This is a genomic window from Microbacterium mangrovi (assembly GCF_000802305.1).
In the GTDB taxonomy this organism is placed as follows: domain Bacteria; phylum Actinomycetota; class Actinomycetes; order Actinomycetales; family Microbacteriaceae; genus Microbacterium; species Microbacterium mangrovi.
Window position 1 is genome coordinate 54,082 of the sequence record NZ_JTDK01000027.1, and the last position, 26,127, is coordinate 80,208.

Genomic DNA, 26,127 nt, shown 5'->3' on the forward strand with positions numbered 1-26,127 from the left:
TCCCCGACGGGTCCAACCGACAACAATGGCGCCCACGCTGTGCAAATCTTGTCGGTTGAAGGAAGGTCCTGAGGCGTCCTGCGCGTCATCCACAGGGGTCTGGAATGTCCCGCCGTTACCATGTGTTGGAGTGATTGGATGCCAACGCATCCGCGACAAGGGAGAACACGTGCGTCAGCTCATCATCATCGGTTCGGGGCCTGCCGGGTACACGGCGGCGATCTACGCTGCCCGGGCGAACCTGCAGCCGCTGGTCGTGGCCAGTTCGGTCGAGGCCGGTGGTGAGCTCATGAACACCACCGAGGTCGAGAACTTCCCCGGGTTCCCCGAGGCGATCCAGGGCCCGGAGCTCATGGCCAAGCTGCAGGAGCAGGCCGAGAAGTTCGGTGCCGAGGTCGTCTACGACGACGTCGTCGAGCTGGATGTCGACGGTCCCGTCAAGACGGTGAAGCTCGGCAGCGGCAAGGTCGAAGAGGCGAGCGCCGTCATCTTCGCGACCGGCTCGGCGTACCGCAAGATCGGCATCGAGGGCGAAGAGCGCCTCTCCGGCCGCGGTGTGTCGTGGTGCGCCACGTGCGACGGCTTCTTCTTCCGCGAGAAGACGATCGCCGTCGTCGGCGGTGGCGACTCCGCGATGGAAGAGGCGACGTTCCTCACGCGCTTCGCGTCGAAGGTGTACGTCATCCACCGTCGCGACAGCCTGCGTGCATCCAAGATCATGCAGGAGCGCGCGTTCAACAACGACAAGATCGAGTTCGTGTGGAACAGCGAGGTCATCGACATCCTCGGTGAGGATGCCGTGAACGGCGTCGTGCTGCGCAACACGCTCGACGGCACCACGAGCGAGCTTCCCCTCGACGGCGTCTTCGTCGCGATCGGAAACGACCCGCGAACGCACCTCGTGCACAACAAGCTGCAGCTCACCATGGAGGGCACGATCCAGGTCGACGGCCGCTCGTCGCGCACCTCGTCCGAGGGCGTCTTCGCCGCCGGCGACGTGGTCGACCCGACGTACCGCCAGGCCGTGACGGCTGCGGCATCCGGAACCGTCGCCGCGCTCGACGCGGAGCACTTCCTGGCCGCGCTCGAGGAGCACGCACCCGTCGAGGCCGCCGCCGTCTGACCCCGGCTCGCCGTCCGCGCCGAGCTCGTCGGGGCGCCGGACGGGAACAATCCACGCCGATCAGGCGTTTCACCACACAGACTTCCACGAAGGAGAAAACCAATGACCGCGAAGGCCACCACCTCTGCCACGTTCGAGCAGGACGTCCTGCAGGCATCCGGACCCGTGCTCGTCGACTTCTGGGCGGAATGGTGCGGTCCGTGCCGCATGGTTTCCCCCGTCCTCGACCAGATCCAGGCCGAGAACGCGGGCAAGATCACCATCCTGAAGCTCAACGTCGACGAGAACCCCGACCTGGCGATGAAGTACCAGATCACGTCGATCCCGGCGATGAAGGTCTTCCAGGGCGGGGAGGTCAAGACGACCATCATCGGCGCCAAGCCGAAGTTCGCGCTCGAGCAGGATCTCGCCGCCTTCCTCGGCTGAGTCCCCCGCTCCGCGTCCCACTGCGAAGGGCCCGGTCGACACGATCCATGCGGATCACGTGTCGTCCGGGCCCTTTCGCGTGGGATGCCGCGGCGCCGCGGGCGGGGCGTCAGCTGACGTCGGCGCGCACCATCTCATCCCAGAGGCGGTTGGTGCCGTCGTTTCCGAGCATGCGCCAGACCGTCGGGGTCAGTTCGGGGTACTGCAGCGCGATCTGCCGCAGCACGCGGTAGTGCCGCGTCGCGTTGGGACGGGCACCGGAGTTCGCCGCGATGTTCTCGGCGCGGAGCATGATGACGACGAGCTCGTCGACGCTCGGCAGCTCCTCCATGAACTCCCACGGGTCTTCTCCGAGTCGCAGGCGCTCTTCGACGAGCACGGCACGCTCGTCTGAGGCCTCGGCGCGCAGCACCTCGAGGCTCGAACGACGCGGCACGTGCTCCGCGGGATCAGGATGACTCACCCGTCCAGCCTACGCGGGGTGCCTGAGGCATCGCTCCGCCGCGCGTCGTGCGGAGACGCGGGAGGGGCTGAGGCGTTACGCCTCAGCCCCTCCCGCGTCAGATCACAGGTGCGACGCGTAGTCCGGTTCGCCGAGCTCGGCGAGGATGCGGTTGAGATCCTGGATGGTCGCGAAGTCGATGACGATCTGTCCCTTGCGTGCACCCAGGCTGAGCTTCACGCGGGTGTTCAGGCGATCACCGAGGTGGTCGGCGACGTCATCCAGGTGGTCGCGGTGCTTGCCGGCACGAAGGGTCGCCCGCTGTTGCCCGGCGGCCCCGATGTTCTTCGCGGCGACCTCGGCCGCACGGACCGAGAGGTCTTCGTTCACGATCTTGTCGGCGAGGCGCTGCATCCCGGCTTCGTCTTCGACGGAGAGGATCGCGCGCGCGTGACCCGCGCTCAGCACGCCGGCGGCGACGCGCTGCTGGACGGGCATCGGGAGCTTGAGCAGGCGGATCGTGTTGCTGATCTGCGGACGCGACCGACCGATGCGTCCGGCGAGCTGCTCCTGGGTGATGCCGAAGTCCTCGAGCAGCTGCTGATACGCGGATGCCTCTTCGAGCGGATTCAGCTGCGAGCGGTGCAGGTTCTCGAGGAGCGCATCGCGCAGCATGTCCTCGTCGGCGGTGTCGCGCACCACGGCGGGGATCTCGGTGAGCCCGGCCTCGCGAGCGGCACGCGTGCGGCGCTCGCCCATGATGAGCTCATAGGTTCCGTCGCCGGCATCGCGCACGACGACGGGCTGCAGCACGCCGAACTCGCGGACCGAGTGGACGAGCTCCGCCAGGTCATCCGCGTCGAAGACGCTGCGCGGCTGGCGGTGGTTCGGCACGATCGAGTGCGGGTCGATGTGCACGAGCCGCGCGCCGGGAACGGCGAGCAGCTCCGACTCATCGGCGGCTGCGGCATCCTCGTCCGACGTCGACGTGGGGCTGCCGTCCGCTGTTCCGGCGTCTTCGGAGACGGGCTTCGGCTTGCGGCGAGCACGGGGCTTCATCGCCGCGGCAGGATCGATGACCGGACGCTCCGCCGTGAGCACCGCGACATCCTCGGCGACCGAGGTGGACTCGGCCGTCGCCGTGCGGGCGGCCCCGGGGAAGAAGACGTCCACCGGCCGCTCGCTGCTCTCAGACGTCGGGATCAGCGCGCCGATGCCTCGTCCCAGTCCTGTTCGCTTGGCCGCCATCAGACGCCCCTCTCGTCGTACTCTGCTGAATTCACTGTCGCCGGCCGGGTCGCCGTGGGGTCGCGCTGAGCGATCTCCACCGCGGCCTCGCGATACGCGATCGCTCCGGCTGACTGGCCGTCGTAGGCGATCACGGTCTGTCCGAAGCTCGGAGCCTCGGAGACGCGGACCGATCGCGGGATGACGGTCTCGAGCACCTGCTGCGGGAAGTGCGTGCGCACCTCTTCGGCGACCTGCTGTGCGAGACGGGTGCGTCCGTCGTACATGGTGAGCATGATCGTCGAGACGTGGATGCGCGGGTTGAGGTGCTGCTGGATCATGCTGACGTTGCCCAGCAGCTGGCTCAGACCCTCGAGCGCGTAGTACTCGCACTGGATCGGGATGAGCACTTCGTCGGCCGCCGTGAAGGCGTTGATGGTGAGCAGCCCCAGCGAAGGCGGGCAGTCGATGATGATGAAGTCGGGGGCCTTGTCGGCCGCGATCAGGTAGTCCGCGATCGCCGTGTGCAGGCGGTGCTCACGCGAGTCCTGGCTGACGAGTTCGATCTCGGCGCCGGCGAGGTGGATCGTGCTGGGTGCGCACGTGAGGCGATCGGACTCCGGGCTCGTCTGCACGATCTCGGCAAGCGGGAACTCGTCGATGAGCACGTCGTAGACGCTCGGGGTGTCTGCCGTGTGGGTGACGCCGAGAGCGGTCGAGGCGTTCCCCTGGGGGTCGAGGTCGATCACGAGGACGTACGCGCCGAGGTCCGCAAGTGCCGCGGCAAGGTTGACGGCGCTGGTCGTCTTTCCCACGCCGCCCTTCTGGTTGGACACCGTGATGATGCGGGTGCGCTCAGGAAGGCGGATCTGCACGCCTTCGAGGGCGCGGCGTCGGGCTGTGAGGTCTGCGAGTTCTCGCGCCAAGGGGGTGTCGGCGAAATCGATCGGTCCGGATGCCACGGCATCCTTGTTCCCGGGTCGTTTCACGTGAAACACTCCTCCCTCTCGACAACTCGTCCAACTCTATCCCGGACTTCAGACATCGAAACGCGGCGCGGCGGTGGCCTCCGCGGCTCTCTTCCAGAGTGATCCGGTCTTTCGCATAGCGCCCGGAGGCGCATCGGCATTTCCGCTTTTCGCGCCCGTTCCGTACGTCCGCGCCGAGAGCGAAGGATCCACTCCCGGTGAGGCCGCCGTGAGTGAGGCTGAAGGTCGGTGGCCGGTTCTGCCTGGCGCGCACGTCCGCCGGCACCGCGGCGACGGCGGCCGCGCCGCGCCCACCACTCCCCCGAACGTGTGCTCCTCGGCACTCGATCCGAGGCTCTGTTTTTGCGGCTTCATCCATTGCTCGGCGCGTTTCACGTGAAACGCCCCCGCTCCGGTCAACTTCTCTTTGACTGGGATGCAGCTTCACTCGTGACGGTGCGCCGCGACGGTCGCTGCAGCAAAGCGTCTAGGCAGCCGTGGCGGGCCCGCGACGTTCTTGCGCTCTGAGCTTGTCGAAGGGCATGGGCCGTTCGTGCGCCCTGAGCTCGTCGAAGGGCATGGGCCGTTCGTGCGCCCTGAGCTCGTCGAAGGGCATGGGCCGTTCGTGCGCCCTGAGCTCGTCGAAGGGCATGGGCCGTTCGTGCGCCCTGAGCTCGTCGAAGGGCAGACGTACCCGGGGTGTGGGGCTTCAACAGGCTCAGCCCGCTCGAGCGGGCGCCCTGGGCCTGTCGAAGGGCAGACGTACCGGGGTGTGGGGCTTCGACAGGCTCAGCCCGCATGCCCCGGCGCCCTGAGCTTGTCGAAGGGCAAGTGTGTCAGGGTCTTGGGCTTCGACAGGCTCGGCCCCCCTGACCGGGCGTCCTGAGCTTGTCGAAGGGCAGACGTACCCGGGTGTGGGGCTTCGACAGGCTCAGCCCGCATGCCCCGACGCCCTGGGCCTGTCGAAGGGCAGACGTGCCGGGGGTGTGGGGCTTCGAAGGCTCAGCCCGCCCGACCGGACGCCCTGAGCTTGTCGAAGGGCATGTGTGTCAGGGTCTTGGGCTTCGACAGGCTCAGCCCGCATGCCCCGGCGCCCTGAGCTTGTCGAAGGGCAGACGTGCTCGGGTGTGGGGCTTCGACAGGCTCAGCCCGCCAGGTCGGCGCCCTGAGCTCGTCGAAGGGCAGACGTACCGGGGTGTGGGGCTTCAACAGGCTCAGCCCACATGCCCGGGCGCCCTGAGCTCGTCGAAGGGCAGACGCACCCGGGTCGTGGGGCTTCGAAGGCTCAGCCCGCCCGACCGGACGCCCTGAGCTTGTCGAAGGGCAAGTGTGTCAGGGTCTTGGGCTTCGACAGGCTCAGCCCGCATGCCCCGGCGCCCTGAGCCTGTCGAAGGGCAGACGTACCGGGGTGTGGGGCTTCGACAGGCTCAGCCCGCCTGACCGGGCGCCCTGAGCCTGTCGAAGGGCAGACGTACCGGGGTGTGGGGCTTCGACAGGCTCAGCCCGCAGGATCGGCGTCCCAGCGGCGCACGTTTCACGTGGAACGCATCCGTACCCCGCAGTCACGGCACGCGTTCGGGAGCGATTCCCAGCCCGTGATTCCCACGGCGCACGCTGCCTACCGCGCACGCCGATGGCCCCGCCTAGCGGCCCGCCATGCGCAGGCACGACCCTCGATGGAGGTCGCCGTTTCACGTGAAACTCGCTGGTGGCCCTGTCGCGGCGTCCGTGTCGTCCTCCGCACCGCACCTGGGGCCCGGACGGAAGTGAGCACCTTGGCGGAGCCGACGGACCACCTCCCCCGCCAGCCGGCCACCACGAGGCTCGCTTCGGCGTGACGGTAACCGCCGACCGAGCACTTGCCGGATGGTGATGTCGTTCCAGATGGGCCCGCAGCTCGGCATCACTTCCCTGCGTTGGTGGCGCGCGGCGCCTCGTCAACGCATCCTCGAACGCGAACAACGCGATGCCGGCGCGGCGTCATCTCCCGGGCTCCCCCGCCCCGATGTTTCACGTGAAACCCGCGCGGTCTTTTGCCATCGACCGGTGGTGGACCGTACGGGCATCACCCCCAGAGCGCTATGGGCAGACCAGAACGGACGGCGCTGGCAACGGCACACCGCTGGGTCTGCATGACTGGTGGCCCACGGCATCATCTGGCCAAGTCGTCCCGACTCGAGGCCGCCATGCGTGGCGACCGGATACGCTCCATCCACAGCTCATCCCAGTGGGTACCTGTCGTCCGCGGCCACGTGCGCGCGACTCGCAGCCCGCTCCTGAGGACGTGGCGGGACACGGTCAACCGACGGCGCCCGCGAGACACTGCGGCGTGGCCGCTCCTCCCCCTGTCCGCAGCCGCGTGTGCGACCCACAGCCGGCAGGTGAACAACGAAGCGCGCGGGACGACGCCTCCACACTCCCATCCACCCGGCGTCCCGTGCGCGTTTCACGTGAAACCTCCATGTTCACGTCCGAGGTCCCGGCGGCGCACACCCCACCACCCGCGTCGCAATGCGGGAGCGCACCTCGCACGGCGCGTCGCACGCACCATCGGCCGGGCAAGCCGCAGCGACGCTCCATCCCTCGCCGCGCGGCAGCCAAGCCTCCGCTGTACGGCTCGAGGGCAGAGCCGTGCACAGGGAATGTTGTAGCGCCCCGCCGGCTATTCTTTGCAACGCTCACCAACAGGCCGACTCCGCGTCACCGCAAGGCCGCGATCCGCGTGCACCACACTGACCAACGCCGAGTGATCAGAGATGCCCGTGGAACGCTCCATGACCCCACCCGGACCCATGAGGGTCCGGGTGGATCCAGCGCGCCTCGTCCAGGTGGTGTTTCACGTGAAACGCCTCATGTCCGCGCAACATGGCGGAGGCGCCAACCCACGCTGCTTGGTCTCGAGACCCGCGCAGCGCACGGCGCCGCCCAGCAGATGGCCTGGTACGGTCACGACCTGCCCATCTCGCACGCGGTCCCGGTGCTCGGTTGTCGCACGCGCAACGGCGGGCTGCGGAGACAGCCGGCCAACGGTGGCACGAGTTCGGCATACAGAGCCTCGCTCCAGCCGGTGTTCCACGTGAAACACCCGACATCCGGGCGATGCCGCACATGCCACTATGCGTGCGCGCGACCGCCCAACTGCTGCGCCCAGGCGCCGTCATCCGGCGGTGTTCCACGTGAAACCGCGCTGGATGCGGACACCGACGGCGCCGGACCCACACACGGAACGGGCGTGTTACCAATTGCCGACTACCGCGCACCGTCCAACACTGTCGGTCGCTGGCTTCGCAGTCACGCCAGCGGGCACCTGCGTCCTCGTCACCGCTTTCGGGCACTCCGGCCCGTCGTTCAGGTCGCGTTCCACGTGAAACGCCGATAGGTGCGCAACGCAACGGGAGCGCGTTCCAGTCAGGCTCCCTGCCTGAGACGTGGCCCACACGCGGCGCCCCCGCCCAACGGGCGGGCCAAGCGGAACAGGATCGCGGAACTCCTGCACACCGTCGCGCGCCGGCAATCGAGCCCGCGACACGCCGCCGCAGTCCTGCGCTTTCCCGGAGGTCGGTCGCCAATTGGCCGGTGTTTCACGTGAAACGCCGGATACACACGTGCGACCACGATGGCGACACCCGCCCGCCACGCTTGCTCATGAGACGCGCACCACAAGGGGCCTCCCGCCAGGAGGCGGAGGTGGCGTGGGGTCGATATCCCAGCTCTTGCGCACCGTGGCCGCCGCTCCCACGGCAAGTCCGCTAAGCATTGCAATCCCCGTGGGCATGTCGCACCTTTTCGGGGCAACGCATCCAGACAGGCACATGGCTGCCAAGGCCGGTTCACAAGACACGTCTGCCGCCCTAAGTGCGCAGCGTACGAGACACGACGACCACCCGGTCCAGAGCTGCGATGCGCCCGCCCGATGCTTCACGTGAAACGCCCTACCGTGCTGAGCGATACACGCATCACCGGGCGTGCGTTTCGATCATTCGAACGCGAAGATCCAGCAGGGCTGTTTCACGTGAAACGCCCGCCAAGTGCCGCTCCACCAGGGGTGGCGTGCCAGGTCTCACCCTGTCGACTTACGGAGGAAACCGAACCTCCCGCCCGTTCCACGCGATGCGGAAACTCAAGTCCCAGAGGCGCGCCCAAGGCTCTTTCAGCCACCGCTCGTCTGGCCCGCCGATCCATCGCGTGTTTCACGTGAAACGACATGCAAGTCACGGCACGACACGAGTGGCCCCTCCGACCCAAGGAGGGTGACCGAGCATGAACACCTCATCCGCCTGGAGATCCTTCGTACCGTCCGCCGCCGCGGGCGAGTCCACTCCGCGCGGTGACGTCCCCTGTGGTGGTGGAGATTCTGATCGGGTCGCCGGTGTCGTAGACGCTGGCGAGCCATCGTGCGATGGTCAGTGAGAACTGTCTAGGAATCTCAACGTAAGGACACAACGCACGATGGCTCTTGACCAGTCTGCCCTCCTCGAGCTGCTCGGGGAACTGAAACTCACCGACGTCTCCGACCGGATCCGGGTCGCGACCGAGACCCTCTACCAGGAGTTGATCGACGCGGAAGCGGCCGCGTTCATCGGCGCCGCCCCGTTCGAACGCACCCCGGACCGCACGAACCAGCGCAACGGGACCCGCCCGAAGACCATCACGACGACGGCCGGGGATCTGGAGCTGCGGATCCCGAAGCTGCGCACCGGATCGTTCTTCCCGTCACTGCTGGAGCGACGCCGCCGGGTCGATCAGGCCCTGTTCGCGGTCGTGATGGAGGCGTACGTGCACGGCGTGTCGACCCGCAAGGTCGACGACCTGGTGAAGGCGCTGGGCGCGGACACGGGCATCAGCAAGTCCGAGGTGTCGCGCATCTGCGCCAACCTGGACGAGGACGTCGCCGCATTCCGGGACCGGCCCCTGACCGACACCACCTACCCGTACGTGTTCCTGGACGCGACCTATTGCAAGGCGAGGGTCGGCCGGCGGGTGGTGTCCCAGGCCGTGGTCGTCGCGGTCGGCGTCGCGGCAGACGGGCGCCGCGAAGTGCTCGGGTTCGAGGTCGGCGAGACGGAGTCGCAGCCGTTCTGGACCACGTTCCTGCGGTCTTTGAAGGCCCGCGGCCTGGGCGGTGTGAAACTCGTCATCAGTGACGCGCACACCGGACTGGTCGCCGCGATCGGCACCGTGTTCACCGGCACCAGCTGGCAAAGATGCAGGGTGCATTTCATGCGCAACGTGCTCACCGCCGTCCCCAAGACGGCCGGCCCGATGGTCGCGTCGATCATCCGCACGATCTTCGCGCAGCCCGACACCGAGCACGTGTTCACCCAGTTCCACGAGGTCGTCCGCATGCTCTCCCGGTCCCATCCGAAGGTCGCGGACATGCTCGAGAACGCGAAAGACGACCTGCTCGCGTTCTGCCAGTTCCCGTTCCAGCACTGGCGCCAGATCTGGTCCACGAACCCACTCGAACGGGTCAACAAGGAGATCAAACGCCGCACCGACGTCGTCGGCACGTTCCCGAACCCCGCCGCACTGCTCCGCCTGGCCGGACATGTCCTGATCGAGCAGCACGACGAATGGGACGGCGCTGACCGCCGCTACTTCAGCGAACACTCCATGGCACTCCTCCTCGCCCAGACGGAAGAGGTGAGCATCCCCGAACTGACCACGGCATAATCAAACAAGCTGACCCGCACGGTGTCGAGAAACTCCACCAAACAGCGGGACGTCACCCTCCGCGCCCATGACACATGCGAACGGTCCGTAGCCCTCTGCGCAACCAGCCCGCGCTGCACTACGTCACAGAACGGGACCCGCACCTGCCCGCCGGTGCACTCGCTGCCGCGGGACGCTGGTGCGCGCGCCAGCCCTTAGCCTGCGTCTCTACTCTGTCGCGGGGCCCCGCTGCCCGGTGACACACAGGATCGCGCGCCTCACTTGGGCCTGGATGCGGCTCGGGTGGTGCCCAGTCCGACCGGCAGGCATGTGAGGGCGTTTCACGTGAAACGCCCGACTATGACGCAAAACCCTCGGAGCGAGACCGGGGGACCACCGAGGCGTTATGTTGCTTTGCCCGCCAGACCAGCGCGTCAGCTGGGGAGCAGTTCTCATGGTCGAACTGGCTCGTTCGTTCACCGATGGCCCACGCGGGTGTGGCGCAGCGCGGCGTCGATGCGGCCGAGTGCCAGGGTGGGGGGACCCGCTCCGGTTTCGGACGTTCCACGTGAAACGTCCGTGAGGCGCCATGACACAACGCCGACCCGTCCCGATCGCACTGCGGGCGCGCTATCGGAACGTTGGCCAGGTCAACCTGACAGCCAGGGGCTTCCTTCCCGCCTAGCCAGCTCGTCCGACGATGGCCCATACAGGCCTGGCGACACCGCCGCGTCGATGCCGCCGGGTGGCAGGCCTGCAGACCCCGCTAGCGGATTCTGCCGTTTCACGTGAAACACCAGCGGAACAGTGACGCCCCGATGGCTCCACTACGACCGCTGACAGCTGGGCTGGAAACGTGATTCCTGGCGGCGCGAGATTCCGCATGGCGCCGTGGGCGCCGAGGGGTCCAGCACCAACCGACGTTTCACGTGAAACGCGGCCATCGACGCACAGAAGGGCCCGGCCGCTATCAAGCCGCACGAACGACGACTCGCTCACCCATCCGCTCCACGCTCTGCCGTCGCAGGTGAAGCAGCACACCGCGTCGGAATACCCCGGCTCCGCAACCCTGAGTGCCGCGGCGAACCCACCAGGAGCACTCGAGAAGGGTCGACACGCGACGCCCGGTCCGGTTAGCTGAACGGGTGGGATTGCAACCGACCACCACGCAATCGATCCGTGCACTACGCGACGAATGGCGCCGGACGGTGCTCCCTGCGCTCAGCGGCGACGTGCTCGATGTCGGCGCGGGGACCGGCGCTGCAGCCGACCACCTCGGGACAACCGTTCGCTGGATTGCACTCGAACCCTCACGTTCCGCGCGCCGCGACCTTTCCACACGGGTCCGCGATCGGCCGGAATCTCAGCTGTTGGCAGCGCGCGCTGAAGACATACCGCTCCCGGATGCCTCGGTGGATGCCGTCATCGCCGGCACTGTGCTGTGCTCCGTGCGAGACCCCGCCCGCGCTCTCGCGCAGATCCGCCGCGTCCTGCGTCCGGGTGGACGGCTGGTGTTCTTCGAGCACGTGGTGGCACCGGCCGGAACCTGGACCAGGGTCCTCCAACGGACCTACGCGCCCCTGTCGCGGATCATCGACGCCGGATGTGATCCTGCTCGAGACACCGAAACCGCGATCCGAGACGCAGGATTCCAGACGGTCGACGTTCGCAGCGAGCTCGCCCCCGGCATCCTGGGGACCGTCGATCCGCTGATCCAGGGCATCGCGGTGCGGTGACTGCAGCGCAACAAAGCCCAGGTCAGAATTAGAAAAGGGCTACGCGCGAACCCGAGCCCGAATCACGCGGGTGGGCTCCGCGATGACCCCCTCGCCGACGACCTCGGCTCGTGCGTCGGTCACCTTGAACTTGCGCAGCTGCTTCTCGGCCGCGCCGATCTCGGCGGCCGCGTTCGCCCCCTTCAGCAGGATCAGCTCACCGCCGTCGCGTACGAGCGGAGCAGTGAGGGGCAGGAGGGTCCGCAGCGCGCTCACGGCGCGCGCCGTCACGGCGTCGAACACCGCCCCGCCGCGCCAGTCCTCCGCGCGTGCACGCACGACCTCGACGTTCTCGAGCCCGAGCGCCTCGACCTGCTCGTTGAGCCACACCACACGGCGTTCCATCGGCTCGATGAGGGTCCACCGCACGTCCGGCCGTGCAATCGCCAGCACGAGCCCCGGAAGGCCCGCTCCGGAGCCGACATCGGCCACGCTGCCGCTGAACAGAGGCGCGATGACCGCACTGTTGAGCACGTGGCGGTTCCACAACCGGGGAAGCTCCAGCGGGCCGATCAGGCCGCGCTCCTCACCCTGTTCGGCCAGGGCCGCGGTGAACGCACGCGCGAGTTCGATGCGGTCGCCGAACACCGCGGCAGCCTCGACGGGCTCGCGCTCCAGCGCCGGCAGGGACTCCGAGGACTCCTGCGACATGGTCAGGCGCGCCGGATCACCGTGTGACGGTCAGCAGCGGTGCCGTACGACTCGGAGACGAGCCCGCGTTCCGCGACGATGTCGTGCACGAGCTTGCGCTCGTAGCTCGACATCGGAGGCAGGGATGCCTGCGAGGCGCCGTCGTCGAGCCGCTCGATGGCGCGGTCGACCAGACGCGCCAGCTCGACCTGCCGCGCATCGCGTGAGCCGCCGACATCGAGGATGAGCCGCGAGAAGCGGCCCGTCTTGGCCTGCACGGCCAGTCGCGTCAGCTCCTGCAGCGCCTGCACGGTCTCCGGCTCGGAGAGGGATGCCACGGCATCCGCACCCTCGGACTCCACCGACACGTATGCACGACCACTGCGCACGTCGAGGGCGAGGTCGCCGTCGAGGTCGGCGATGTCGAGCAGCCCCTCCAGGAAGTCGGCGGCGATGTCGCCTTCTTCTTCGAGCTGGGCGACCGTGACCGAGGCTTCGCGCATCGGCAGCGCTTCAGACGTGCTCATTGTGTTCCGTTCTCGTCACAGACTGCGGGGATCAGGATGCCGAGGCATCCGAGCCAGGCTGACCGCCCTGGCCCTGCTTGCTCTGCTGCTTCTTGGCGCGCTGCTTGCTCATCGGCTGCTGGCGCTTCGGCTCGGAGGCCTTGAGGGCCTCGGCTGCCTCGTAGATGGCGCGCTGCTCGGCCTGGTACTTCTCCATCGGCACGATCTTGCCGTTGGCGTCGATGGCCTTCCCCTTGCGCGCGAGACGCTCCTCGCGCTCCTTGGCGGCCTGGGAACCGGGTGTCGGCAGGTTGCGGATGACGAGGAACTGCTGCACAGCGGTCCAGATGTTCGACGTGAACCAGTAGATGACCACACCGAGCGGGAAGAAGATGCCCGAGTAGACGAAGGCGAGCGGCAGGATGTACAGCATCACGCGCTGCATCTTGTACGCCTGGCCCTCCTTGGCCTCCGGCGACAGGTTCTTCGAGATGATCTGCAGCTGCGTGAAGTACTGCGACGCGATCATGAGCACGACGAGGGTGACCATGATGCCGACGGTGAGCTGCCAGCCCTCGGGCTGGGTCTTGATGGTGTCGACCAGCGACTCGTGCAGCGACGCGACGCCGAAGAGCTTCGCGTTGTAGAACTCCTGCGTGAGCTGCGGGTTCATCCAGAAGACGCCGCCCTTGCCCTCCTTCGCGTTGGTCGCGACGCTGGAGAGCACCGAGTACAGCGAGAAGAACACCGGCATCTGGATGAGGATCGGCAGACAGCCCGACACGGGCGAGGTGCCGTTCTTCTTGTACAGATCCATCGTCTCGCGGCTCATCGCCTCACGAGACAGCTGATCGCGCTTGCCCTTGTACTTGTCCTGGATCTTCTTGAGCTGCGGCGCGATCTCCATCATCTTGCGCTGGCTCTTGATCTGCCGCACGAAGACGGGGATCAGGGCCGCGCGAACCACGACGACGAGGCCGACGATCGACAGCACCCAGGTGAGGCCGGATGCCGGATCCATGCCCAGGAACGCGAACAGCTGGTGCCACGCGACGAGCACGAGCTCGACGAGCCACTTCAGCGGCCACAGGATGGTCCCCAGCAGATCGAACCCGCCGCCGGAGGCGGCAGTCGCTGACGGGGAGGGGGTGCTCGCGGCGAGCATCACAAGACCCTGCACGGATCAGTCCTTTCCCTGCGGCACGACGAATCCGTGCCGCGTCAAGTCGTAACGGAAGCTGCGGTGCGGCTTCACGTCGTCAACGCCGCCGGCCGCCCAGGGGTGACACCGGGCGATGCGTGCGGCGGCCAGGGCCGAGCCCTTGACGGCTCCGTGCTGCTGGACTGCGCCCACCGCGTAGGCCGAGCAGCTCGGATAGTAGCGGCAGACGTCGCCGTACAGCGGTGAGATCACGGTGCGGTAGGCCTGCAGAAAGCCCAGAACCGCATTCCGTGGAAGCAGGGGGACACCCCGCCACAGCATGTCGGCGTGCGGGTGCGCGGTGCCGGTGGATGCCGCCGGCAACACAGCCGCGCTCACGCGGCCCTCCGGCGAAGGCCTTTGACGACCTCCGCCTGCAGGTGGTCGAACTCAGCGCCGGCCGCGGAGGGCAGCGCACGGATCACGATGTCGGTGCCACGACGGACGTCCGGCAGCGCAGCGGCGCTGATCGCCTTCAGACGGCGACGGACGGTATTGCGTGTCACGGCGACTCCCACCTGCTTGCTCACGATGAACCCGAACCGGGGCGAGCGGTCTTCGTCGGTGCGCACCACGTACATGACGGTGTGTGGCCCGACGCTTCGCGCGCCTCGACGGACGACGGCCTTGTAATCAGTGCCGCGTGTCAGCCGGTTGGGTCGTGCGAGCACTCGGATCAGGCAGAGAGCTCGCTGCGCCCCTTGGCACGGCGAGCGGCGAGGATGCCACGGCCGGCGCGGGTGCGCATGCGGGCGCGGAAGCCGTGCTTCTTGGCGCGACGGCGGTTGTTCGGCTGGAAGGTGCGCTTGCTCATGAGGAAACTCCAGAACAGATCTCACCCGGTGGCGACCGGGGACGATTAGGGGGGACACATGCCGAGCAGGCATACGTCAACCGATCTAGAGTACGTCGAGCGGCCCCCGATTGACAAACCGGGAGCATCCCTCCGGGCATTATCCACAGTGCACGCTCAGGCGCACGCAGGGACACGCCCGCGATGTTCACACAGGGTTTGCCTCTGCTTCGGGCCTGGAATAGCGTGGCACGGGCGAAGTTATCCACAGGCTATCGGGGAGAGTCATGACCGAGCATCAGGCGACCGAAGTCCCCGTATGGGCCAGTGCCATGGAACGGCTGCGTCACGACGACCGGATCACTCCGCAGCTGGAGGGATTCCTCAACCTCGCCGTGGCCCAGGGGGTCATGGGCGGCATCCTCTATCTCGACGTGCCGAACGAGCTCACCGCGAGCATGATCAACACCCGCGGGCGCGCGCCGATCCTCGAAGCGCTGTCGAGCCTGGGGGATGAGGTCACCTCGTTCCGGGTCGCCGTGAACCCCGAGGTGGTCGCCCGGCCCGCCGCCGAAGAGGTCGTGTCGCCGATCGCCGTGCAGACGGCGCCCACCGCGGTCCCGCCGCCGGCACCCGTCGCGGACCGGCCGATCGCCCATGAGCCGGCGGCGGCATCCAATCGCGACCAGACGCGATTGAACCCGAAGTACACGTTCGACAACTTCGTCATCGGCCCGTCGAACCGGCTCGCGCACGCGGCGGCGTTCGCCGTGGCGGAAGCGCCGGCGAAGGCCTACAACCCGCTGTTCATCTACGGCGACTCCGGCCTCGGCAAGACGCACCTGCTCCACGCGATCGGCGACTACGCGCAGAGCCTGTATCCCGGCATCCGGGTGCGGTACGTCTCCAGCGAAGAGTTCACGAACGACTTCATCAACTCGATCCAGAACAACCGCGGTCCCGAGTTCCAGGCGCGGTACCGCGAGGTCGACATCCTGCTGATCGACGACATCCAGTTCCTGCAAGGACGCGCCGAGACGCAGGAGGCGTTCTTCCACACCTTCAACCAGCTGCACGACCACGACAAGCAGGTGGTCATCACCAGCGACCTGCCGCCCAAGGCCCTCACCGGGTTCGAGGACCGCATGCGCAGCCGGTTCCAGTGGGGCCTCATCACCGACGTGCAGGCGCCCGACCTCGAGACCCGCATCGCGATCCTGCGCAAGAAGGCGCACAGCGAACGGCTGCAGGCGCCCGACGACGTCCTCGAGTACATCGCGTCGGTGGTCTCCTCCAACATCCGCGAGCTCGAGGGCGCCCTCATCCGCGTCTCCGCGTTCGCGAGCCTCAACCGGTCGAACCTCGACATCCCGCTCGCGCAGACCGTGCTGCGCGACATCATCGATCAGAGCGACACGAACGTCATCTCGCCGACCGACATCATCCAGGCGACCGCCCAGTACTTCAAGCTCAGCGTGGACGACCTGTACGGGTCCAACAGGTCCCAGGCCGTCGCCTCGGCGCGGCAGATCGCCATGTACCTGTGCCGGGAGCGCACGAGCCTGTCGCTCCCGAAGATCGGGCAGCTGTTCGGCGGCCGCGACCACACGACGGTCATGTACGCGTACAAGAAGATCAGCGAGCAGATGAAGGAACGTCGCTCACTGTTCAACCAGGTGACCGAGATCACCGCGCAGCTCGGCCGGCGCTGAGACCGCGCGCCCGACGGCGTCCGACCCCTGTGGAGGGGCTCGGACGCCGTTTTTCGTGCACTTCTGCACAGTGTGGATAACTTGTGGAAAACTCCGCGACGCGCCGTGATCTCTGTGCACAGGACGAGCTCGAGGTGTGGAAACGACGGGGTGGACGGGCATCCGCCCCCTCAGCGCCGTCCGCAGCCGATCCACAACTCACACGCGTGTAGTTCCCAAGCGGGAGTAGCTATCCACCGATTTATCCACAGTTTCCACACCAGTGATGAAGATGACAAGAAATCCTCTCTTCGATCACATTCGATGACCTTGGGGAGAACGGCACGCGAACGCGCGTCGCCCGAACGACATCACTGGCGGCGGGCCTTCGGGGCACTAGCATGAGAGACCCAGCCCCGTGCCCACCGGCAAGGGGCCACTTGTCCACGACCAGGGGAGCGGAAGTGAAGTTCCACGTCAATCGCGATGTGTTCAGCGAGGCCGTCTCGTTCGTCGTGAAGCTGCTGCCGCAGCGCAACCCCCAGCCGATCCTGGCCGGTGTGCTGGTCGAGGCGACGGATGCCGGACTCACACTCTCCGCGTTCGACTACGAGGCTTCCGCGAGGACGACCATCGAGGCGACGGTCGACGAGCCCGGCACGATCCTCGTGCACGGCAAGCTCCTCGCCGACATCGCCAGCAAGCTTCCGAACCAGCCGATCGAGATCGCCGTCGACGAAGACGGCGGCATCCAGCTGCGCTGTGGGTCCGCACGCTTCACGCTCGCGTCCATGCCGGTTCAGGAATATCCCGCGATCCCCGAGGTCTCCGGCGACACCGGGCTCGTCCCGGGCGACGACTTCGCCACGGCGATCGCACAGGTCGCGTTCGCGGCATCCCGCGACGACGTCACCCCGGTGCTCACCGGCGTGCAGCTCGAGGTCGCCGGCAACCAGCTCAGCCTCGTCGCCACCGACCGCTACCGCGTCGCGCTGCGGGACCTGCCCTGGGACGGCGGCACCGCCGCCTCGGACGACACCGCCACGGCGCTCGTGCCGGCGCGCACGCTCACCGAGGTCGGCAAGACGTTCTCGCACGGCGGCGAGATCTCCGTCTCGTTCTCGGGCTCGGGCGACCGCGAGATCATCGCCTTCACGTCGGGCAACAAGACCGTCACGTCACTGCTGATCAAGGGCAACTTCCCGCCCGTGCGCCGCCTGTTCCCTGAGGCGACCGACCACTACGCGGTGGTCTCGACCAGCGACCTCATCGAGGCCGTGCGCCGCGTGCAGATCGTGCTCGACCGCTCCGCGCCGCTGCGCTTCACTTTCACGCCCGAGGGCGTGACGATGGAGGGCTCCGGCACCGAGCAGGCGCGCGCGTCCGAGACGGTGGATGCCACCCTCACCGGCGACGATGTGACCCTCGGTCTCAACCCGCAGTACCTCCTCGAGGCGCTCGGCGCGGTGCGCAGCGAGTTCACGCGCATCACGTTCACCTCGAGCGACAACGCGAACAAGCTCAGCCCGGTGCTCATCACCCCGCAGACCTCGGGCACCGTCGAGTCGTTCCGGTACCTGCTGCAGCCGAACCTCCTGCTGCGCTGAACCGGTGATCGTCGAGCACCTCAACCTCGTCGACTTCCGCAACTATCCGGTCGCCGACGTGGCCCTCGGTGCCGGACCGACCGTGTTCGTGGGCCGCAACGGGCAGGGCAAGACCAACCTCGCCGAGGCGATCGCGTACTTCGCGACGCTCGGGTCGCACCGGGTGTCGGCAGATGCGCCGCTCGTGCGCGAAGGCGCTGAGCACGCGATCGTGCGCGAACGGCTCGCCCACGGGACCCGGCACGTGCAGCTGGAGATCCAGATCAACCGGCAAGGCGCCAACCTGGCGCGGGTCAACGGCGCGAAGATCCGGTCGGCCGAGCTGCCGCGGTACGCCCAGGTGGTGCTGTTCGCGCCGGAAGACCTGCAGATCGTCCGCGGCGACCCGTCGGCCCGCCGCCGCTTCGCCGATTCGCTGCTGGTGCAGCGCTTCCCGCGGCTGGCCGGGGTCATGGCCGACTACGACCGCGTGCTCAAGCAGCGCAACGCCCTGCTGAAGTCCGCGCGGGCTCGCGGCATCCGCGGCGACGCGCTGTCGACGCTCGACGTCTGGGACGACAAGCTCGTCGGCTTCGGCTCCGAGATCATCGACGCGCGGCTGCGGCTGGCCGACGACCTCGCCGCACCCCTGGCATCCGCCTACGAATCCATCGCCGGCGCCGATCATGCCCCGCAGCTCGCCTGGGCCCTGTCGGTGCGCGGCGCCGACCCGGAGGAGGGCGCGGACGACAACGCGGATGCCGCGGCCTCCGACACCGCGGCCGCCTTCCGCGCGGCGCTCGGCGCGAAACGGAGCACGGAGCTCGAGCGCGGGATGACACTCACCGGGCCGCACCGCGACGACCTGCTGCTGCGGGTGCGCGGTCTTCCCGTGAAGGGGTACGCGTCGCACGGGGAGTCGTGGTCGGTGGCGCTCGCCCTGCGCCTGGCGTCGGCCGAACTGCTCCGGGCCGACTCGATGCTCGGTGATCCGGTGCTGATCCTCGACGACGTGTTCGCCGAATTGGATGCCGATCGCCGTGGACGACTGGCGCGCCTGGTCGCAGACTATGAACAGGTGATCGTCACCGCCGCGGTGGAAGAGGATGTCCCCGGACCGCTGCGCGCGCGGGTCGTCCGCGTGGAGGCGGGGACGATCTCGGACGAGCGGACCGAGCGGGAGGAGCCGGGCGATGTCTGACGACGAGCTGCCCGAGACCCTCGCCACCTATCTGCGACTTCGCGGGCTCGAGCCGACGGCCCGCGGTCGCCGGCGCCGGCGCCGCCCCGCCGAGAACGACGAGAACGCGCCGTTCACGCCCGGACGCGATCCCGCGGCGGTCGGCGACGTGCTGGCATCCTTCACCCGGCAGGCCGGCTGGGACCCGGATCTGGCCCGGGAGGACGTCGTCACGATGTGGGCGGAGGTGGTCGGCGAGGCGAACGCGGCACGCACGCGCCCGACCGGATTCCGCGACGGCGTCCTGCAGGTCAGCTGCGACTCGACGGCGTGGGTGAGCCAGCTCAAACTCATGCGCCGGCACATCCTGACGACCATCGTCCAGCGGTTCCCCGAGGCGGGCATCGACAACATCACCTTTCAGGGGCCGGACGTCCCCAGCTGGAAACACGGCATGAGAGCCGTTCCAGGGCGCGGTCCGCGCGATACCTACGGCTGACGCGTGTGTTCCGGTATCCGGAGGCCTTTCATCGCGTCGTAGAGGCTCTGAAAGGCCGTTCTGGCACGGTTTTCAGGTAAGATCGTAGGGAATCCGCCGATCGATCGGAGTGCTGGACGCCTATGACCTCGCAGACCCCCGGAAGCGACCCCGAAACCCCGCGCGGTGAGGCGGTCGCAGCGCCCAAACCCCAGGGCGGTGACTACGGGGCCGATGCCATCCAGGTGCTCGAGGGCCTCGAAGCCGTGCGCAAGCGTCCCGGCATGTACATCGGCTCGACCGGTGAGCGCGGCCTGCACCACCTGGTGCAGGAGATCGTCGACAACTCGGTCGACGAGGCGCTGGCGGGCTTCTGCGACGACATCGAGGTGACGATCCTCCCCGACGGCGGCATCCGCTGCGTCGACAACGGCCGCGGCATCCCGGTGCAGCCGCACTCGTCCGACCCGTCCAAGTCCACCGTCGAGGTGGTGCTGACCGTGCTGCACGCGGGCGGCAAGTTCGGCGGCGGCGGATACGCCGTCTCGGGCGGTCTGCACGGCGTGGGCTCGTCGGTCGTGAACGCCCTCTCCACACGGCTCGATGTCGAGGTGCGCCGCGAGGGCTACGCGTGGCGCCAGTCGTTCCGCGACGGCGGCGTGCCGCAAGGACCCCTCGAGCGCGGCGAAGAGACCGGCGAGACCGGCACGATCATCACGTTCTGGCCGGATGCCACCATCTTCGACACCGTCGACTTCGACTACGACACGCTGCGTTCGCGCTTCCAGCAGACGGCGTTCCTCAACAAGGGCCTGCGCATCAGCCTCCTCGACGAGCGGCCCGAGGGCCTCGTCGTCGAAGACGGCGACGGCGAGAGCGTCGAGAAGCAGCGCGGCGCGACCTTCCTCTACGAGCGGGGCCTGGTCGACTACGTCGAGTACCTCAACAAGGTGCGAAAGACCGACGTCGTCAACGACGAGGTCATCGACTTCGAGTCCGAGGACACCGAGCGCAAGATCGCGCTCGAGGTGGCGATGCAGTGGACGACGAGCTACACCGAGAACGTCTTCACCTTCGCGAACAACATCAACACCCACGAGGGCGGCACGCACGAGGAGGGGTTCCGCGCAGCGCTGACCACCCTCGTCAACCGCTACGCCCGTGCGAACAACATCCTCAAGGAGAAGGACGACAACCTCTCCGGCGATGACGTGCGCGAGGGACTGACCGCGGTGATCTCGGTGAAGCTGTCCGAGCCGCAGTTCGAGGGCCAGACCAAGACCAAGCTCGGCAACACCGAGGCCAAGGCCTTCGTGCAGCGGGTGGTCGGCGAGCAGCTCACCGACTGGTTCGACCGCAACCCGCAGGCCGCCAAGAGCATCATCCGCAAGTCGATCGACGCCGCCACCGCGCGCCTCGCCGCCCGCAAGGCCCGCGAGACCGCCCGGCGCAAGAGTGTGTTCGAGTCGGCATCCATGCCCGACAAGCTCAAGGACTGCACCAGCAAAGACCCCTCGATCAGCGAGATCTTCCTGGTGGAGGGCGACTCGGCCGGCGGCTCCGCCGTGCAGGGCCGCGACCCGCACACCCAGGCGATCCTGGCGCTGCGCGGCAAGATCCTCAACGTCGAGCGCGCGCGACTCGACCGCGCTCTCGGCAACAACGAGATCCAGGCGATGATCCAGGCCTTCGGCACGGGCATCGGCGAGGACTTCAACATGGAGAAGGCGCGGTACCACAAGATCGTGCTCATGGCGGATGCCGACGTCGACGGCCAGCACATCACGACGCTGCTGCTGACGCTGCTGTTCCGCTACATGCGCGGGCTGATCGAGGCCGGCTACGTGTACCTCGCGATGCCGCCGCTGTACCGCCTCAAGTGGACCAATGCTCCGCACGACTACGTGTACAGCGACGCCGAGCGCGACGGTCTGCTGGCCGAGGGCCTGGCATCCGGCAAGCGGATCCCGAAGGACAACGGCATCCAGCGCTACAAGGGTCTCGGCGAGATGAACGCCAAAGAACTGTGGGAGACCACGATGGACCCGACCACGCGAACCCTGCGGCAGGTGACGATCGACGACGCGGCCGCCGCCGACGAGATCTTCTCGATCCTGATGGGCGAAGACGTCGAGTCCCGTCGCAGCTTCATCCAGCGCAACGCCAAAGACGTCCGCTTCCTCGATATTTGAATACTGCTGGTCGCGTGCGTTTCGTCTCGCTTCGCTCGCTCAACGACCGGTACGCGCCTCGGCCGTTGAGCGAGGCGCGAAGCGCCGAGACGAAACGCACACAGTACGAGAGATTGACACATGACTGATCCCACTTCGACGGGCCCCGAGACCGCACCCGAGCACAACCACGGGCGGATCGACCAGGTCGACCTGCAGGTCGAGATGCAGCGCAGCTACCTCGACTACGCGATGAGCGTGATCGTGGGCCGTGCGCTGCCGCGGGTCGAGGACGGCCTGAAGCCGGTGCACCGCCGCGTGATCTACGCGATGTACGACGGCGGCTACCGGCCCGACAAGTCCTTCTCGAAGTGCGCCCGCGTCGTCGGCGAGGTCATGGGTCAGTACCACCCGCACGGCGACACGGCGATCTACGACACCCTCGTGCGCCTCGTCCAGCCGTGGTCGCTGCGCTATCCGCTCGCCCTCGGACAGGGCAACTTCGGCTCCCCGGGCAACCAGGGCGCGGCCGCTCCGCGATACACCGAGACGAAGATGGCTCCGCTCGCGCTCGAGATGGTGCGCGACATCGAAGAAGAGACCGTCGACTTCGAGGACAACTACGACGGGCAGACCCAGGAGCCCGTCGTCCTGCCGGCGCGATTCCCGAACCTGCTCGTCAACGGCTCGGTCGGCATCGCGGTCGGCATGGCCACCAACATCCCGCCGCACAACCTGCGCGAGGTCGCCGACGGCGCCCTCTGGGCGCTCGAGCACCCGGATGCCACCCGCGAGGAGCTGCTCGAGGCGCTCATGGAGCGCATCCCGGGCCCCGACTTCCCGACTGCGGCGCAGATCCTCGGCACCCGCGGCATCCGCGAGGCCTACCGCACCGGGCGCGGCTCGATCACGATGCGCGCGGTGGTCAACGTCGAGGAGATCCAGGGCCGCACCTGTCTCGTCGTCACCGAACTGCCCTACCAGGTCAACCCCGACAACGTCGCGGTGAAGATCCGCGACCTGGCCCGCGACGGCAAGATCCAGGGCATCGCCGACATCCGCGACGAGACGTCGGACCGCACCGGTCAGCGCCTGGTCATCGTGCTGCGCCGGGACGCCGTCGCCAAGGTCGTGCTGAACAACCTGTACAAGCACACCCAGCTGCAGGAGAACTTCGGCGCGAACATGCTCGCGATCGTCGACGGCGTGCCCCGCACGCTCGCGCTCGACGGCTTCGTGTCGCACTGGATCACGCACCAGATCGACGTGATCGTGCGCCGCACCCGCTTCCGTCTGCGCAAGGCCGAAGAGCGCATGCACATCCTGCGCGGCTACCTCAAGGCGCTCGACGCGCTCGACGAGGTCATCGCGCTCATCCGCCGGTCGCCGACCGTCGACGAGGCGCGCGAGGGCCTGAAGGTGCTGCTGGAGATCGACGATCTGCAGGCTGACGCGATCCTGACGATGCAGCTGCGTCGCCTGGCCGCGATGGAACGCCAGAAGATCATCGACGAGGCCGCCGAGCTCGAGCTCAAGATCGCGGACTACAACGACATCCTGGCTGACGAGAGCCGGCAGCGCGCGATCATCCGCGACGAGCTGACCGAGATCGTCGACAGGTTCGGCGACGACCGCCGCACCCACATCCTGCCCGGGTACGACGGCGACATGTCGATCGAAGACCTCATCCCCGAAGAGGAGATGGTCGTCACCGTCACCCGCGACGGCTACATCAAGCGCACGCGCAGCGACAACTACCGTTCGCAGCACCGCGGCGGCAAGGGCGTGAAGGGCGCGCAGCTGCGCGCCGACGACGTCGTCGAGCACTTCTTCGTCACGACGACCCACCACTGGCTGCTGTTCTTCACCAACAAGGGCCGCGTCTACCGCACCAAGGCGTACGAGGTGCCCGAGGCCGGGCGCGACGCGAAGGGTCAGCACGTCGCGAACCTGCTGGCGCTGCAGCCGGGTGAGGAGATCGCGCAGATCCTCGACATCCGCGACTACGAGGTGGCGACCTACCTGGTGCTGGCCACTCGCGGCGGCCTCGTCAAGAAGACGCGCCTGACCGAATACGACACCAACCGTCAGGGCGGCGTCATCGCGATCAAGCTCCGCGCCACCGCGGGTGAAGAATCCGACGAGGGCGACGAGGGCGATGAGGATGCCGCGGCATCCACCGACGAGGTCGTCAGCGCCCTGCTGGTGAACGAAGACGACGACCTGCTGCTCATCAGCCGGCACGGGATGTCGCTGCGGTTCACGGCGACCGACGAGTCGCTGCGTCCGATGGGCCGCTCCACCGCCGGCGTCAAGGGAATGTCCTTCCGTGGCGACGACAGCCTGCTGTCGGCGTCGGTCGCGACACCCGGCTCGTCCGTGTTCGTCGTGACCGAGGGCGGCTACGCGAAGCGCACCGACGTCGACCAGTACCGCACGCAGTCGCGCGGTGGAATCGGCATCAAGGTCGCCAAGCTGAACGACGATCGCGGAGTCCTCGCGGGCGGCCTCATCGTCCAGGAGGACGACGAGGTCTTGGTGGTTCTTGCCAGCGGCAAGGTGGTACGCTCTGCCGTGGCCGAGGTCCCCGCGAAGGGTCGCGACACGATGGGCGTCGTGTTCGCACGACCCGACGACGACGATCGCATCCTCGCGATCGCCCGCAACACCGAACGGGGACTGGCCGACAGCGAAGATGCCGACACCGAGGGTGCGGCATCCGATCCCGAGGCCCCGACCACTGAAGAGAGCACTGACGCATGAGCACAGTAGCCGACAAGCTCGCGAAGAAGTCCGGTCGCAAGACCAGCGCCAAGCAGGTGCGCCTGCGACTCGTCTACATCGACTTCTGGTCGGCGGTGAAGCTGTCGTTCCTGGCGGCCGTGGCGATCGCCGTCGTGACGCTGGTCGCGTTCTTCCTCATCTACGGCGTGATCTCGGCGACGGGCCTCATCGGCAAGATGGACTCGCTGTTCAAGAGCTTCACCGACGGCGCCGCGAGCCTGTCGCAGTTCTTCGGTCTTCCGCAGGTGATGGCCGTGGGGTCCATCATCGCGATCCTGAACCTGGTCGTCGTCACCGTCATGGGTGCCGTCGTCGCGGGTATCTACAACCTCGCGGTGAAGATCACCGGCGGACTCCTGGTAGGGTTCACCTCCAACTGAGCAGTTCCAGCAAGAAGCGGGCGGGGCGTTTGCCCCGCCCGCTTTCTTTGTGCCCGGTCAGGCGATGCCGGAGGTGCCGAGCAGGGCGCCGATCACGAAGGTGGCGACCAGGGCGATCGCGCCGCCGATCACGAGCCGCAGGGCGGCGCGCGTCTTGGGTGCTCCGCCGAGCTGCGCGGCCACCGTGCCGGTGATCGCGAGGGCGACCAGCACCGCGGCGAAGGTCACCGGGATGCGTGCGCCCGGCGGCGGCAGCAGGATCGCGAGCATCGGCAGGATGCCGCCGATCGTGAACGCGATCGCCGACGACAGGGCCGCGTGCCACGGATTGACGAGGTCGTTCTGGTTGATGCCCAGTTCCACCTCGAGGTGGGCGGCCAGGGCGTCATGGGCGGTGAGCTCGACCGCGACCTGGTGCGCGGTCGCCTCCGTCAGGCCGCGGGCGCGGTACAGGGAGGTGAGCTCTGCGAGCTCCTCGTCGGGCATGGTCTCCAGTTCCCGGCGCTCCTTCTCGATGAGCGCCCGCTCGCTGTCGCGCTGGCTCGAGACCGACACGTACTCGCCGAGCGCCATCGAGACGGCGCCGCCGACGAGACCGGCCGCGCCGGCCGTGAAGATGGCGCCCGTCGAGGACGAGGATGCCGCGGCGACACCGACCACGATCGCCGCGACCGAGACGATGCCGTCGTTCGCCCCGAGCACGCCGGCGCGCAGCCAATTGAGCTTCTGACGCACGTTGTTGGCGTGCGGTTCGTCCCTGTGCAGGGCGTCTTCGGTGGTCATGTGCTCAGTCAACAACGCCGGTCCCGACCCGGCAAGCAAGGGAAGGCTGTCCAGCCCTCGCTCGATTTCTGTATTGCCACGGATTCCGGTAGAGTCTTGCAGGTTGACATCGCACCGCGATGGCACGGGGCTATAGCTCAGGCGGTTAGAGCGCTTCACTGATAATGAAGAGGTCCCAGGTTCAAGTCCTGGTAGCCCCACTCCTCATCCCGAGGTCACTCGGGGCCTTAGCTCAGTTGGTAGAGCGCCTGCTTTGCAAGCAGGATGTCAGGAGTTCGAATCTCCTAGGCTCCACAGTGTGATGAGTCGAGACATAGGTCTCTGATGAGTC

The 26,127-nt window shown here is 67.7% G+C and carries 21 protein-coding genes and 2 tRNA genes; 13 read left to right on the forward strand and 10 right to left on the reverse strand.

From position 1 onward, the window contains the following. Positions 1-169 precede the first annotated feature (169 nt). A complete protein-coding gene (gene trxB / locus LK09_RS19975; RefSeq protein ID WP_039403592.1) occupies positions 170-1,123 on the forward strand; it encodes a thioredoxin-disulfide reductase in 954 nt (317 codons plus the stop codon). A 102-nt stretch (positions 1,124-1,225) separates the two neighbouring features. Beyond that, the gene (gene trxA / locus LK09_RS19980) at positions 1,226-1,549 is read left to right on the forward strand and encodes a thioredoxin (protein ID WP_039403595.1); all 324 of its coding nucleotides are present in this window, start codon (positions 1,226-1,228) and stop codon (positions 1,547-1,549) included. Positions 1,550-1,658: 109 nt separating this feature from the next. Here trxA and LK09_RS19985 read toward each other — a convergent pair whose 3' ends face one another. From LK09_RS19985 to LK09_RS19995, 3 genes are all read right to left on the reverse strand, one after another. Further along, positions 1,659-2,012: a hypothetical protein gene (locus tag LK09_RS19985; RefSeq protein ID WP_039403597.1), complete on the reverse strand. Its 354-nt coding sequence runs from the start codon at positions 2,010-2,012 to the stop codon at positions 1,659-1,661. 102 nt (positions 2,013-2,114) lie between these two features. Beyond that, positions 2,115-3,239, reverse strand: a complete 1,125-nt coding sequence (locus tag LK09_RS19990) for a ParB/RepB/Spo0J family partition protein (RefSeq protein ID WP_039403599.1) — start codon at positions 3,237-3,239, stop codon at positions 2,115-2,117. Then, on the reverse strand, positions 3,239-4,207 hold the full coding sequence (locus LK09_RS19995) for a ParA family protein (RefSeq protein WP_052227055.1): 969 nt from the start codon (positions 4,205-4,207) through the stop codon (positions 3,239-3,241). The genes LK09_RS19990 and LK09_RS19995 overlap by 1 nt, the downstream gene beginning before the upstream one ends. 4,428 nt (positions 4,208-8,635) lie before the next feature. On the opposite strand from LK09_RS19995, the gene LK09_RS20000 reads away from it, so the two are divergent. Together LK09_RS20000 and LK09_RS21265 are read left to right on the forward strand one after the other, a co-directional pair. After that, positions 8,636-9,859, forward strand: a complete 1,224-nt coding sequence (locus LK09_RS20000) for an IS256 family transposase (RefSeq protein WP_039403601.1) — start codon at positions 8,636-8,638, stop codon at positions 9,857-9,859. A gap of 1,124 nt (positions 9,860-10,983) precedes the next feature. Beyond that, the gene (locus tag LK09_RS21265) at positions 10,984-11,574 is read left to right on the forward strand and encodes a class I SAM-dependent methyltransferase (RefSeq protein WP_269430946.1); all 591 of its coding nucleotides are present in this window, start codon (positions 10,984-10,986) and stop codon (positions 11,572-11,574) included. Positions 11,575-11,613: 39 nt separating this feature from the next. Here the strand turns inward: LK09_RS21265 and rsmG are convergent, their stop codons facing one another. The 6 genes from rsmG to rpmH are packed head-to-tail and all read right to left on the reverse strand — an operon-like array spanning position 11,614 to position 14,764. Further along, positions 11,614-12,264 (reverse strand): 16S rRNA (guanine(527)-N(7))-methyltransferase RsmG, encoded by a 651-nt coding sequence (rsmG, locus tag LK09_RS20010; protein WP_039403603.1) that lies wholly within the window; start codon positions 12,262-12,264, stop codon positions 11,614-11,616. Between the two features lie 2 nt (positions 12,265-12,266). Continuing rightward, on the reverse strand, positions 12,267-12,770 hold the full coding sequence (locus tag LK09_RS20015; RefSeq protein ID WP_052227057.1) for a Jag family protein: 504 nt from the start codon (positions 12,768-12,770) through the stop codon (positions 12,267-12,269). A gap of 31 nt (positions 12,771-12,801) precedes the next feature. Continuing rightward, positions 12,802-13,914: a membrane protein insertase YidC gene (gene yidC / locus LK09_RS20020; RefSeq protein WP_039403607.1), complete on the reverse strand. Its 1,113-nt coding sequence runs from the start codon at positions 13,912-13,914 to the stop codon at positions 12,802-12,804. 18 nt (positions 13,915-13,932) lie between these two features. After that, positions 13,933-14,232: a membrane protein insertion efficiency factor YidD gene (gene yidD / locus LK09_RS20025; protein ID WP_039403683.1), complete on the reverse strand. Its 300-nt coding sequence runs from the start codon at positions 14,230-14,232 to the stop codon at positions 13,933-13,935. A gap of 53 nt (positions 14,233-14,285) precedes the next feature. Then, a complete protein-coding gene (gene rnpA / locus LK09_RS20030; protein ID WP_039403608.1) occupies positions 14,286-14,621 on the reverse strand; it encodes a ribonuclease P protein component in 336 nt (111 codons plus the stop codon). A gap of 5 nt (positions 14,622-14,626) precedes the next feature. Continuing rightward, positions 14,627-14,764: a 50S ribosomal protein L34 gene (gene rpmH / locus LK09_RS20035; RefSeq protein ID WP_039403611.1), complete on the reverse strand. Its 138-nt coding sequence runs from the start codon at positions 14,762-14,764 to the stop codon at positions 14,627-14,629. Positions 14,765-15,030: 266 nt separating this feature from the next. Here rpmH and dnaA point away from each other — a divergent pair, with 266 nt between their 5' ends. The 7 genes from dnaA to LK09_RS20070 all read left to right on the forward strand — a co-directional run bounded on the left by dnaA (position 15,031) and on the right by LK09_RS20070 (position 25,013). Next, positions 15,031-16,455 carry a chromosomal replication initiator protein DnaA gene (dnaA, locus tag LK09_RS20040; protein ID WP_039403614.1) on the forward strand — a complete coding sequence of 475 codons (1,425 nt, stop codon included), beginning with the start codon at positions 15,031-15,033 and terminating at the stop codon, positions 16,453-16,455. Between the two features lie 443 nt (positions 16,456-16,898). Then, positions 16,899-18,041, forward strand: a complete 1,143-nt coding sequence (gene dnaN, locus LK09_RS20045; RefSeq protein WP_039403617.1) for a DNA polymerase III subunit beta — start codon at positions 16,899-16,901, stop codon at positions 18,039-18,041. A gap of 4 nt (positions 18,042-18,045) precedes the next feature. After that, on the forward strand, positions 18,046-19,221 hold the full coding sequence (recF, locus tag LK09_RS20050) for a DNA replication/repair protein RecF (protein ID WP_039403619.1): 1,176 nt from the start codon (positions 18,046-18,048) through the stop codon (positions 19,219-19,221). Continuing rightward, positions 19,214-19,699: a DUF721 domain-containing protein gene (locus LK09_RS20055; protein ID WP_039403620.1), complete on the forward strand. Its 486-nt coding sequence runs from the start codon at positions 19,214-19,216 to the stop codon at positions 19,697-19,699. Before recF ends, LK09_RS20055 begins: the two co-directional genes overlap by 8 nt. A gap of 122 nt (positions 19,700-19,821) precedes the next feature. Beyond that, positions 19,822-21,870 (forward strand): DNA topoisomerase (ATP-hydrolyzing) subunit B, encoded by a 2,049-nt coding sequence (gyrB, locus tag LK09_RS20060; RefSeq protein ID WP_039403624.1) that lies wholly within the window; start codon positions 19,822-19,824, stop codon positions 21,868-21,870. 120 nt (positions 21,871-21,990) lie between these two features. Then, entirely contained in the window at positions 21,991-24,612 is a 2,622-nt protein-coding gene (gene gyrA, locus LK09_RS20065) for a DNA gyrase subunit A (protein ID WP_039403627.1), read from the forward strand. Next, positions 24,609-25,013 carry a DUF3566 domain-containing protein gene (locus LK09_RS20070; RefSeq protein ID WP_039403630.1) on the forward strand — a complete coding sequence of 135 codons (405 nt, stop codon included), beginning with the start codon at positions 24,609-24,611 and terminating at the stop codon, positions 25,011-25,013. The genes gyrA and LK09_RS20070 overlap by 4 nt, the downstream gene beginning before the upstream one ends. A gap of 57 nt (positions 25,014-25,070) precedes the next feature. Here the strand turns inward: LK09_RS20070 and LK09_RS20075 are convergent, their stop codons facing one another. After that, a complete protein-coding gene (locus LK09_RS20075) occupies positions 25,071-25,796 on the reverse strand; it encodes a VIT1/CCC1 transporter family protein (RefSeq protein WP_039403633.1) in 726 nt (241 codons plus the stop codon). Positions 25,797-25,922: 126 nt separating this feature from the next. Here LK09_RS20075 and LK09_RS20080 point away from each other — a divergent pair. Together LK09_RS20080 and LK09_RS20085 are read left to right on the forward strand one after the other, a co-directional pair. After that, a tRNA-Ile gene (locus tag LK09_RS20080) sits at positions 25,923-25,996 on the forward strand. Between the two features lie 21 nt (positions 25,997-26,017). Continuing rightward, a tRNA-Ala gene (locus LK09_RS20085) sits at positions 26,018-26,090 on the forward strand. Positions 26,091-26,127: the final 37 nt, after the last annotated feature.